Origin of the sequence: Pseudoalteromonas sp. APC 3355 (assembly GCF_030407615.1) — a bacterium.
In the GTDB taxonomy this organism is placed as follows: domain Bacteria; phylum Pseudomonadota; class Gammaproteobacteria; order Enterobacterales; family Alteromonadaceae; genus Pseudoalteromonas; species Pseudoalteromonas distincta.
In genome coordinates, this window is sequence record NZ_JASDDB010000003.1 from 267,903 (window position 1) to 280,099 (window position 12,197).

10 protein-coding genes are annotated in these 12,197 nt (G+C 40.8%); 8 read left to right on the forward strand and 2 right to left on the reverse strand.

What is annotated here, in order from left to right; genetic code table 11:
* Positions 1-299: 299 nt before the first annotated feature.
* Genes QMA08_RS07620 through QMA08_RS07645 form a run of 6 tightly spaced genes read left to right on the forward strand, consistent with a single transcriptional unit; the run spans position 300 to position 8,399 of the window.
* The gene (locus tag QMA08_RS07620) at positions 300-1,838 is read left to right on the forward strand and encodes an aspartate aminotransferase family protein (RefSeq protein WP_290174096.1); all 1,539 of its coding nucleotides are present in this window, start codon (positions 300-302) and stop codon (positions 1,836-1,838) included.
* Complete coding sequence (locus tag QMA08_RS07625) at positions 1,838-3,157, forward strand: SidA/IucD/PvdA family monooxygenase (RefSeq protein ID WP_290174097.1); 1,320 nt, start codon at positions 1,838-1,840, stop codon at positions 3,155-3,157. Before QMA08_RS07620 ends, QMA08_RS07625 begins: the two co-directional genes overlap by 1 nt.
* Positions 3,154-4,332, forward strand: a complete 1,179-nt coding sequence (locus QMA08_RS07630; RefSeq protein WP_002959241.1) for an MFS transporter — start codon at positions 3,154-3,156, stop codon at positions 4,330-4,332. Before QMA08_RS07625 ends, QMA08_RS07630 begins: the two co-directional genes overlap by 4 nt.
* A gap of 24 nt (positions 4,333-4,356) precedes the next feature.
* Entirely contained in the window at positions 4,357-6,705 is a 2,349-nt protein-coding gene (locus QMA08_RS07635; RefSeq protein ID WP_290174098.1) for a GNAT family N-acetyltransferase, read from the forward strand.
* Positions 6,698-7,336, forward strand: coding sequence for a hypothetical protein (locus QMA08_RS07640; protein WP_290174099.1), 639 nt, complete (start codon positions 6,698-6,700; stop codon positions 7,334-7,336). The genes QMA08_RS07635 and QMA08_RS07640 overlap by 8 nt, the downstream gene beginning before the upstream one ends.
* Positions 7,320-8,399 carry a heparan-alpha-glucosaminide N-acetyltransferase domain-containing protein gene (locus QMA08_RS07645; RefSeq protein ID WP_290174100.1) on the forward strand — a complete coding sequence of 360 codons (1,080 nt, stop codon included), beginning with the start codon at positions 7,320-7,322 and terminating at the stop codon, positions 8,397-8,399. The genes QMA08_RS07640 and QMA08_RS07645 overlap by 17 nt, the downstream gene beginning before the upstream one ends.
* Positions 8,400-8,436: 37 nt before the next feature.
* Here the strand turns inward: QMA08_RS07645 and QMA08_RS07650 are convergent, their stop codons facing one another.
* Positions 8,437-9,303 carry a LysR family transcriptional regulator gene (locus tag QMA08_RS07650; RefSeq protein WP_290174101.1) on the reverse strand — a complete coding sequence of 289 codons (867 nt, stop codon included), beginning with the start codon at positions 9,301-9,303 and terminating at the stop codon, positions 8,437-8,439.
* A gap of 114 nt (positions 9,304-9,417) precedes the next feature.
* On the opposite strand from QMA08_RS07650, the gene QMA08_RS07655 reads away from it, so the two are divergent.
* Positions 9,418-9,918, forward strand: a complete 501-nt coding sequence (locus QMA08_RS07655) for a lactoylglutathione lyase family protein (RefSeq protein WP_007583656.1) — start codon at positions 9,418-9,420, stop codon at positions 9,916-9,918.
* A gap of 226 nt (positions 9,919-10,144) precedes the next feature.
* Here the strand turns inward: QMA08_RS07655 and QMA08_RS07660 are convergent, their stop codons facing one another.
* Positions 10,145-10,525 (reverse strand): hypothetical protein, encoded by a 381-nt coding sequence (locus QMA08_RS07660; RefSeq protein WP_033020786.1) that lies wholly within the window; start codon positions 10,523-10,525, stop codon positions 10,145-10,147.
* Positions 10,526-11,249: 724 nt separating this feature from the next.
* Between QMA08_RS07660 and QMA08_RS07665 the strand changes: the two genes are divergently transcribed.
* Positions 11,250-12,182, forward strand: coding sequence for a ChaN family lipoprotein (locus QMA08_RS07665; protein WP_290174102.1), 933 nt, complete (start codon positions 11,250-11,252; stop codon positions 12,180-12,182).
* Positions 12,183-12,197 lie beyond the last annotated feature (15 nt).

Sequence of the window (12,197 nt, forward strand, 5' to 3'; positions counted from 1 at the left end):
AGCTGTAAATGGGGTCCAGTTTTTAAATTTGTTAGCCACTTATAATATGCCTGTTTTAACTTACCTCTCCTCACTTTTTTAAATATCACATTATTAAAAAATCTAATTAAATAGTATGCGCTTTAAATATTTGCATAACTCATTTTATATACATCGGTAGTTTTAAAAGCAATTCCTTATAACTAATTACTTTCCCTTAAGTACGATAATAACCCTATATTTAGTCCTTAATCATTATTGATAATGCAAATTATTACCATTAAGATCCTTGAACCCAAATAAGAACCAAGGAGCGAAATATGTCACAATTACAAACTGCACAGCTCAGCCCTATCCAAAACCAATCTTTATTTGAGCAAAATGGCCTACCGCCGCAATTTAATCTCGATCAGTTTATTAATTATCAAATAGCGTCGCTGCAGGGGCTTTCGGCTGTACAACAAGCTATGGCTAAAGCGCAAAAGCCGTTTTCTGGTGTGTCGGTTAATACGCTTGCCGCCACTGTTAATGATGTAGATTTAGCCAAACCTCTTGCTGATTTTCCTGCGGTATTAAACGAGCTTAAAAGTGTGTATTTAGATCACGCTGTATATTTTCATCACCCGCGTTATATGGCGCATTTAAATTGCCCTGTTACATACCCTGCGGTTGTGGCTGAGCACATAATTGGCGCAATTAATACCTCGGTAGATACCTGGGATCAAAGCGCTGGCGCGACCCTTATTGAACAAAAGCTAATTGATTGGAGCTGTGAAAAAGCAAAGCTACCTAGCACTGCTGATGGCGTTTTTACTAGCGGTGGTACACAATCGAACTTAATGGCAATGCTTGTTGCACGCGAAGTAGCTGTAAGCCGTTATGCACCAAATCACGAAGTAAAACTGCAAGGTTTGCCGGATGTAGCCTCGCGATTTCGTATTTATTGCTCTGAGGTGGCGCATTTTAGTATTCAAAAGGCAGCGGCATTACTGGGCTTAGGTTATAACGCGGTAGTGCCCGTGGCTACAAACAATAAAATGCAAATGGATATGGACGCACTTAACCACGCAATTGCGGATTCTAAAGCTAAGGGCGATTTACCTATCGCTGTGGTAATTACCGCAGGTACAACCGATTTCGGCTCAATTGACCCTATTGAAGAGATAGCAAAACTTGCTAAAAAAGAGCAGCTTTGGTGCCATGTTGATGGCGCATACGGCGGCGGGTTACTAGTAAGCGAGCATCACCGAAGTGCTTTAAACGGCATAGAGCAAGTAGATTCAATTACCATTGATTACCATAAATCATTTATGCAGCCGGTTAGCTGCAGTGCTTTTTTATTAAGTGACAAACACCACTTTAGCCATATTACCCTTTACGCCGACTATCTAAACCCATTAGCTGAGGCCGGCAATGGCACGCCAAATTTAGTTGATAAAAGCTTACAAACCACACGCCGTTTTGATGCCTTAAAACTTTGGTTAACACTGCGTACTATGGGCGAGGCGCCACTTGGCCGAGCGTTTGATAAAGTAATTGGGCTTGCTCGTCAAACCCACATTGTGCTTAACGACCACCCTGATTTTGAAGTTATAAATTACCCAGAGCTTAGCGCGTTAGTATTTCGCTTTGCGCCAGAGGCGCTAACACATAATCCCGATTTACTCGATATCCTAAACCTGCACGTACGCCAAACATTTTTAAATACCGGTGAAGCCATGATTGCGCGCACCAAAATTAACGGCCGTCACTACCTTAAATTTACGTTACTCAATGCGCAGTGCCAATTGAGCTATGTGCGCGCCGTGCTTGAACAAATTAGCACTATTGCGTGGCAAACGTATAAGGAGCAAAAATAATGAGTAACCAACCTTATGATTTTATAGCCATTGGCCTTGGCCCGTTTAATTTATCGTTAGCGTGTTTAAGTGAACCATTAGAGGGCGTTAAAAGCTTATTTTTAGAGCAACGTAGCCAATTTGATTGGCACCCAGGAATGATGCTAGAAGGTGTTACTTTGCAAACGCCGTTTATGTCTGACTTGGTGACTCTTGCAGACCCTACCAGCAAGTACAGTTTTTTAAATTATGCCAAGCTTAATAATCGCTTATACCCATTTTATATTCGCGAGAGCTTTTTTTTACTGCGTAAAGAATACAACCTATATTGCCAGTGGGTGTGCTCGCAGCTTAGTAACGTAAGCTTTGAGCAAAGTGTAACTAAGGTTGAATTTTGCCAGCAAACTCAGTGCTATACCCTTACCTGTCAAACCCCAAGTGGTGAGCAACAATACCTTACGCGCCACTTAGTGCTTGGCACTGGCCCTGCCCCATATATTCCTGATTGTGCAGTGCAAAGTAATTCTAATAACGTAATGCACAGTAGCGACTTTTGCCACCGCCTTGATGAGCTAAAAACTGCTAAACGGGTTACGGTTGTGGGAGCTGGGCAAAGTGCTGCTGAAATTTATCACACCTTATTACAACAAGCTGTGCCACAAGGTTTGCAACTAGATTGGATTGCGCGATCGCCGCGTTATTTTCCGCTGGAATACACTAAACTCACCCTTGAGATGACCTCACCTGAATATGTTGATTACTTTTATAATTTAAAAACCGAACAACGAGATTGGCTTAATCAAAATCAAAAAAACCTATTTAAAGGCATTAATGGCGATTTAATTAATGACATTTTTGACACCCTTTACGCGCAAAGCCTAGATGGGCCTATTTCTACCACATTTAAAACTAACAGTAAGCTTACTAATACACATAAAAGTGCTGGGCGCTTAGTCACTGAGTTTTATCATCAAGAGCTAAATGAAGCCTTTGAAATAAAAACCGATTACTTAATTTGTGCCACGGGCTTTAAATACAAGCGCCCCGCTTTTTTAAACCCTATTGCGCAGCAGCTCCCAGAAGATGAACAAGGCCGCTATTTAGTTAGCCGCGAGTATGCGGTAGATAGCGACCAAAAACGTATATTTGTACAAAATGCAGAGCAGCACACCCATGGTTTTGTAACCCCCGATTTAGGCATGGCGTGTTATCGCAACAGTATAATTTTGCGCGAAATACTCGGTTATGCGCCGTATCAGGTTGAGCAAAAAATTGCTTTTCAGTGTTTTGATTTAAGCGATGTAGAAACCCATTCACAGCAAAAGAGTAACGCCGCATGAGTTTACGTTTAGCACTTATTTTGCTTACGGTTATTTCTGTGGTGTGCGACACCTTATTACTGCCGTTTTATCCGCAATTTTTTGCCAGCGAATTTTCTGTAAGTAACCCCACACTTATTGGGGTGTTTGTAGCTAACTGTTGTATTACCGTTATGCTCGCGCTGCCACTATGGGCAAAGGTTGCCAAAAAATACCACGAACTGGCTCTTTGGCTTGTAACGCAAGTGATTGCCGCCTGCTTTGGTTTGCTTTGTTATTTTGCAACTAATGTGTGGGAATTTTGGTTTTATTATCAGCTTATGTTGGTGTTTAAAGCCAGTTACCTACTTATTTACCCGTTTGCACTGCGTTTAGAGCAGCAAAGTAAGCACCTTTCTATTATTGGCTTGTTTTCGGTACTTATGCACTTTGGGGCTATTGGTGGCGCGTTAGTGGGCGGGTACTTTTTTAGTCTAAACGAACCGCGTTATGCACTGTTATTAAGTGCTGCGGGCGATGTAATACAAGTGCTGCTATGTGCCTATTTAATGATGAGCTTAAAGCTAGGTATTTATCAGCACGCTATTGAAAGCGAAAAACCGCGCACTCGTACACCGTACTTTATTTGGCAATTTTGCTTTATAAGCGTGGTAGTTTACTTTAGCGCATTTTTAATTAGGCCATTTTTTACGACCCATTGGCAAGGAATGAGCGCGCAAAGCAGTGCGTTTGTAAGTGCGCTTGTGTACGCCATTCCTGCTTTTTCAGCCCTACTAATGCTTTTGTTTAACCACTTTAGGCAGCACTTGCCTCTTCCTACGCTTAGCCGCACTAGTACGTTTGCGTGCGCGCTTATTTTTGGCGCTATTGGACTTTATTTACAGGCGCAAGAGTCGGTGTGGCTAGTTGTCAGCTCGCGCGTTTTATACGGTATAGCGCTGTTTCAAGTCATGGTTTTATTAGAAGTGATGCTATTTGCTAAAAGTGAGCCTGCTCACTACGGCAGTGATTTTGCCAAAGTGCATATTGCGCAAAATATTGGCGTTATTTTAGCGTCGTTATTGGTGGGTATGAGTGTGGAATATTTTAATACCACCGTGCCTTTTTACTTTGCTGCCGTTGGCTTTGCAAGCCTTGGCGCTATTTTGCTATGGCGCGTTAAATTTGTTGGCCGCACTGCACACACAGCCACTTAATAATTAAACGTTTTAGGAGTTTTTATGAATTTTTCATCTTTTGTAACCACACTACAGCACACAGGTAATGTAACTATGCGGTTACTACAGCAAAGCGACATGCCTATTATTTGTCAGTGGCTTACTCTGCCTTATGCGCATTTTTGGGGTATGAGTAAACACACACCCGAGCAAATGTGCAGCGCCTACCAAGATATAATAAACAACCCGTATCATCATGCCTATGTTATTGAGCAAAGTAATGAGCTACTTGCCCTTGTTGAGCTTTACAGTCCCAAGCACGACAAGCTACTCGCAGCCGCCTATGAGGTACTGCCAAACGATACCGGCATGCATATTTTACTCGCTCCAAATACACAGCCTAAACGCCATTTTAGTTTTGAAATAATGCAGTGCGTATTGCACAGTATTTTTACTCATAATGCCGATGCACGCGTAGTGGTAGAGCCCGATATTGCCAATAGTAAAATTCATGCCTTAAATAAACGTTTAGGGTTTGTTCATACCCAGCAAATAACGCTTGGTGATAAAAACGCATACCTTGGGTTTTGTAATAAAGCCGCGTTTGAAACGCATGTAAATTTACATCACAAAACCCAAGCGCATATAAGTTCTGACTATGTAAAGTTTGATCACTGGCAGTGGGCAAACAGGCACTTACAATGTAAAGCCATTAGCGAGCTGGTACACGAGCGCTTATTGGTTGCAGAGCAAACCCCGCAAGGTTTTAAAGTAAATATTGAAGGGGGTTACTTTATATTTAATGGCCGCGCTATGGCGCTTAACCACATTGATATAGACGAGCCAAGTTTATGCTTTTATAACCTTAACAATGAGCAAGTAGAGCTTGATGTACTGCACTTTTTTAGTGTGCAAGGCCCTGCGCTGGGTTTAACTGGCGAGCGTTTAGCCACCTACCTCGAAGAGCTTAATGCCACACTTGCCAGTGCTTGTTATAAACGCGAAAACAACACGCTTAGCGCAGCCGAACTTGCGAAATTAGGGCTGCAACAAATAGAAGCTGCAATGAGCGAAGGCCACCCTGCGTTTGTGGCTAATAATGGTCGAATTGGCTTTAGCAAAAACGACTTTTTACGCTATGCGCCAGAAGTGGGTAAACCGTTTAAAGTGCTGTGGTTAGCGGCGCACAAAACAGTATGTGATTTTGCTTATAGTGAATACTTTAGTGACTACCCAAGCCATATTAGTGGCGAGCTTGATTTAACCACAAGTGATGCGTTTAACAAAGCGCTAAAAGCGCAAAACCTAAACCCTGACGACTACCTATTTATGCCGGCCCACCCGTGGCAATACCAACATAAATTAAGTGTGGTGTTTGCCAACGAGTTTGCCAATAACCGCTTAGTTTACTTAGGTGAAGGCGACGATTTATATCAAGCGCAGCAATCTATTCGTACGTTATATAACTGCTCACACCCGCATAAGCCGTATTTAAAAGTGGCGCTGTCTATTTTAAATATGGGTTTTATGCGTGGGCTTTCGCGCGCTTATATGGCGGTAACCCCGGCAATAAATGATTGGGTATTTAATAAAGTAAACTATGATCCCACGCTTAGCGCGTGCAATTTTACAGCCCTTAGAGAGTACGCCACTTTAGGGTATGCGCATCACACCTTTGAGCAAAGTGCACTCGGTGATACGCCGTATCGTAAAATGTTTGCGTGTTTATGGCGCGAAAACCCAAATCATAATTTACAAAATAATGAGCAGCTCACCACCATGGCCGCATTGCTGCACCTAGATAACAACGGTAAAAGTATGGCAGGTGCATTAATAGATCAAAGCGGTTTAAGCACACATGCTTGGCTGCAAAGCTATTTTAACGCCTACCTTATTCCTTTAGTGCATTGTTTTTATGCCCACAAATTAGTGTTTATGCCCCACGGCGAAAACCTCATTTTAAAGCTTAAAAATTCAGTACCTGTGGGCGCTTACATGAAAGACATAGGCGAAGAAGTTGCGCTGCTTAATAGCACTGAGTCTTTGCCTGAGGAAGTGTCGCGCATTCATATTGCTATGCCTAAAGAGCTTGAATTACTAAGTATATTTACCGATGTATTTGACTGCTTTTTTAGATACCTAGTCGCTATTTTAGTAAGAGAAGCGCGCATTACCGAGCACGATTTTTGGCAAGGCGTTGCGCAAAGTGTAAAAGTGTATCAACAAGCCAACCCTGCCTTAAATGAGCGCTTTAAAGAGTATGACTTTTTTAGTGATGAATTTGCACATTCTTGCTTAAACCGCTTACAGCTAGGCAATAATAAACAAATGGTTGATTTAACCGACCCCGCAGGCAGCTTACAGTTTGCTGGAAGTTTAAATAACCCGGTATCGGCAAAGCTGTATGGCTAAGCCAGTAACCCTTGCGCACTTTTTATTTTGCCCAAGAGAGCCAGCTACTGCGGCTCATCCAAGCTTAAATTTAGTGCGCAAATTAGCGATTCATTGCAAGGCGCATTACCCACATGCGCCAGGGCAATTTATTAGCCGGCATTTATATTTGCAGCTTTGTTGGCAAACTATTTATGCCTATTGTTATTGGCATACTTCTAAACAAAATGCACATAACCCCATGCAATTACAGCTTAAAATTAATGGCGCTTATAGCCGAGGGTTTAACCTCACAGGCGCGCCTATATTAAGCAAAACTGAGCAAAATAATGTACTTATTGAGTTTATTAACTGTGTAGATAAGTGGATAAATAGCGATTATGCGCTGGGTAAAAAAGAGCAAGGGCGCTTATTAATCGACACCCTTAACAGCGCATTTAAGCGTTCACATAGCTTAAATTTAGCAAGCGCTGATCACACTACACATTGCCATCAACATCTACACAATTTAATCAGCAATCACTTTAATTTAAACACCCCATTTAAATTAACGGCCGAGCGCTTAACGTGCTGTCGTTATTATTTAGCAGGTTACAAAAAATGCCAAACCTGCCCAAAAAAGGATATTAAAACAAATGAACACACGTCTTAAAACGATTGACCTTGCCCGAGGTGCGAGCGTTTTTATTATGATTTTAGTACACACGTTATGGATGTACTCAAGCACAGCGCTTCAAAGTGAAAGCCTATTTGGTGCTGTAATCCATATACTTGGTAAAGGTACCGCCTCGTTTTTAGTGGCAATGGGGCTATCTATGGCGCTTTCGCGTAGGCAAACACCCCTGCTGTTAATTAAGCGCGGCATACAGCTTTTACTACTTGCCTATTTAATGAATGCGGCAAAGTTTTGGCTACCTATTGAGGTATTTAATACCATGCCAGAGGCGTTTATAAATGCGTATGGCTGGCAAAGCCCATTGAGTGCTGGGCAGTTACAATTTATGGTGCTGACAGGTGATATTTTACAACTTGCCGGGGTTAGCTTATTACTGTTTGGTACGCTTAATATTGCCCGCTGGAAAACCTCATGGATTGCTTTTTTAGCCGTTGCTATTGCACTTGTAAGCCAGTTTGTAAGGGGGCAGCAGTTTGCGCTTTCGCCTTATATTAGCGATTTGTTTTTTGCTAATAATTACCAAGTTTATTTTCCGGTATTTCCGTGGATAAGCGCTATATTAACCGGCTACGTGCTTGGGCGTTTATACATAAATAGCCAGCATAATGCAGCGTACTTATTTAGCGTGTGCGCAAAGTTAGGGGCTGCGTTACTAATCATTGGTTCAGCATGGTTATTTATTGATTTTAACGGCCAGTTTGGTAACTTTTTTCACTTAAATGGCGGCGGTATTATTTATTTAATTGGCTTAAATTTATGTGCTTTAGCTTTTATAGAATACGTCATTGCAAATAAATTTAATGGCCCTATTACTCGGGCCCTTTTATATGCGAGCAAACATGTTACCGCTTTGTATGTTATTCAGTGGGTGCTTATTTGCTGGTTTATGGGTGTGTTTGGTTATCATACGCAGTCGCTTGTGCCAACGTTGTGCCTAATGGCGCTTATGAGTTTACTCACTTTTGCAGTACATAAAATGTATTTGCAAATTAAGCTAATCCTACTTGGTTTTAAGCAAAAACCTAAACGTGCAGCATAAACTGTAAAGGGGCTTTACGGGCGCAGTTACTCGCGCCCTAGCCTGCTTTTATTGCTTCAATTACGGTATTCATTCGCTTTGCCATTGGCCTATTTCGGTGATGGCATACATAAATATTTTCGCTGATTGGATTAGCTAAGTGGTGCGTTTTAATAAGCGCAGGTTTATTAAATGCACTAACAGCATGTGCAGGTAAAACCGTAAAACCCAGCCCTAAACTTACCGGCTCCAGTATTAAACTTATCTGGTTAGAAAACCCCGTGCGCTTAAATTGATCGACATGTTCAAACTCACTGTAGTTTTCGCTTAGTAGCAGCTGCGCGTGGTGTTTTGCATCGGGGTGGCCAATAAAGCCAAGCTCACATAAAACCTCCCACGTTGGGTTTTTAATATGTGCGGGAGTGACCAGTAGTAAGGCTTCATTACCAATTTTGTGGCTAGTAACTTCGCTAAGTGTGGGGGCTTGAGTTAAAAACCCGATGTCGGCACTGTGGTTTGCTACGGCTTGCTCTACGCTTATATTGGGTGCAAAGCGATAATCAATATTAAGTTCGGTATGCTTTGCCTGCAGCGCTAATAACTGGCTATAAAATTGTAGCCCACAACTACCTGGCGATTGTATTTTTACCAAGCCGCTGTAAGGCGAATCATCTTTTAATTGCTGCTCTAAAAATTGCCATTCTTTTAATAATAAACTGCCTTGTTGATACAAATTTTGCCCATGTACGGTAAGGGTAAATTGTTTACCGTGGCGCTCTAATAGCGCGCAGTTTACTTGCTGCTCTAGCTTTTTTATGTGCTGACTTACGCCCGATTGGGTCATAAAAAGACGCTCGGCGGTTTGGGTAAAATGATTTACCTCAACCAAAGTACAAAACGTGTTTAACCATATTGGATTTATCATTACAAAACGTACTCAAAATGATGATTAATGATAATTTTACTTAATATTGTTCAATTCGTAAACTAACTCCATCAACTAGCCACAAGATAAGTCACAAGTTAAAGAGGAAGCATTATGAGTCATACATATCCACGTAGTTTTTCGCACATTGGTATTTCGGTTCCCGACGTTGAAAAAGCAGTCGAGTTTTACACTAAGGTGATGGGCTGGTATACCATAATGGAACCCACTTTAATTACCGAAGACAAAAGCCCAATTGGCGAAATGTGCACAGAAGTATTTGGCGAAAAGTGGGAAAAATTCAAAATAGCGCACCTATCTACAGGGGATCGTATTGGTGTCGAAATTTTCGAATTTAAAAACCAAGAAAACCCAAAAGACAATTTTGAATACTGGAAAACCGGTATCTTTCATTTCTGTGTTCAAGACCCTGATGTAGAAGGTTTAGCTGAGCGTATTGTAGAAGCTGGCGGTAAAAAACGTATGCAAGCCCCTCGTTATTACTACCCGGGTGAAAAGCCGTATCGCATGATCTACATGGAAGACCCGTTTGGTAACATCCTTGAGATTTACAGCCACAGCTACGAGCTTATTTACAGCGCAGGCGCTTACTAAATAGCACTTAGCTAAAAACAAAGACCGCAGTATTTATTACTGCGGCCTTTTTGTTTCAGTTATAGAGTTTTTAAATACACTTCACCGTCTTCTTATTCTCTATAACTTGTTTTTGCTTAGCTTGTGCAGCATGTTTTGCCCTGAGTTGAAAATATTATCAACCTCCAGAAAAACACTACCAATCGAACTGTGTCCTAGTGAATTTATGAACGACATAATGTATTTGTCAGGAACTTTTGCTCTTATCCACAAACAGGCTACATGTCAGTACCGCTGAGATTAAAAAACAAAACATTACGCTTAATGTAAATAATATAAAGTTTTCATTTTTTGATATAGCTGCTCCTTTAAGGAGTATTTCACCCCTATTAAGTGCATCTACTCCTACATAGATCATCAACGGAATTACAAAAAATGCATTGCTGAGCTTAATAAGTAAGTCCTTTGATGAAAGACTTACTAATTGAGATGCATTATGCTCTTCCTCGTCTCTATTTAATAGTTCGGCTTTTAATAGCTCAAAGCGTTCAGGGTACAAAGCCCTATCAATAGACGTGATAGCTTCTTGCAATTCAGTAATAGAATATTCTGAATAATTTGGTTCCATCTATTAAACCTTCTCCAGTGCCTAGCGCTTACATAAGCGGAAAAATATAGTTGACCAAAATGGTTTTAGGAACAAAAAACAGCCAGCTATAATTTTTTCATTTGATATTTACGTTAGGTTTTTTAGTTAACTGTATATAAAACAAGTATATATAGCTAATGGGCCAAAGTAAGAATATGGAAGCTACTAGTTTAAAGTGTCCATTTTTGTATGAATGTGCTTGTGCTGAAAACCAACTTAATAAAGCTCCAATTACACACAAAATCTTAAGAATGTTACCAAACCAGTGTTCATTAAGGAAACTCATAAAACTGGTGTTTTGACTTGCAAATATAAATAACAAAAGAGCTGAGGTACCAAATAAGAGACAGCTTCTTGATTCTGAACATTTTAGTAAGAATAGGCTAAAACCATCTTCCATGTTTTCACTAAAAAGTGGATGCTTCATAGAACTCCATTTAACATCTAACAATTTTACAGGCCGCGAATCGAGCATACTTCTACCGATGTCACGCTCATTTTCTACTTTACACAGTTTTAACAAATTACCTAAGATATTGCTATCAAAAGCTATTTAATATTTACAAGCAAAGTTAAGGCATATAAATGCGCGTTTCGCTCATTTCCTTGATTATGTAAGTAAGCAGCAGTTTGGCTGGCTTAATAGGCATTATAAGTATATGATATTGATAATTATTTGCATTAAAGGGTTTTGAAGGTGTGTATGAAAAAGTCTATGTTAACTCTGGCGTTAGTTACGGGTTTGAGTGGTTGTAGCACAACAGCCACGGTGCCTGATAAAAGCTCATCATTATATTACTCAGCGCTTTATAATGCACAAGCAAAGCCTGTTAGCTCTGTATTATTAGAGCCCAAGCTATTAAATGCCGATGTGGTTTTAGTAGGTGAATGGCATACGCACCCGGGTGTGCATTTATTTCAGGCTGAGTTATTTGAGCAATTAAGCAAAAGTAATAAACACACTGCCCTTTCGCTTGAACAATTTAGCCGCGCCGATCAGCTTACTTTAAACCAGTATGTTAAAGGTGAAATTGGTGAGCAATACTTAATTGACAACACCCAAGCGTGGCCAGATTACAAAAGTGATTACCGTGCGCTGGTAGAGCTGGCAAAAATGAACAATAGCGATGTAATCGCTGCAAATGCGCCTAAAAATATTGTTACCTGTATTGGCAGGCAAGGCATAAGTTACCTAAATAAACTTGATGATGAACAACGCCGCTACATTGCAGCCACTATTGATACCTCCCCCAGTGATTACAAGCAACGCTTTATGGTATCAATGCACCATGGTTCGGTGAGTCAAAACGAAAACTATTATGCTGCGCAAGTTACCTGGGATGAAACCATGGCAGAGTCTATTGTTAACTATTTAAATAATCATAAAGATGCGCAGGTAATGCATATAGCGGGCGATTTTCATGTGAAAAATGGCGAAGGTATAGCGCGCGTTATTAAGCGTTTAGCGCCAGAGCTAAATGTTGTGTGGATATCGCCGGTAACAAGTGTGCAAGCTAATCAAAATGGATATCAGTTGCAGGTTAACCCTTTGCCAACCCGTTATGTACAAAAAGAACATCAGCAAGCCGCTTTTAAAGCTTTAGTTAAACGAGGCGAGCAAACAGCTTGCTTATAAAATAACGACATAGTT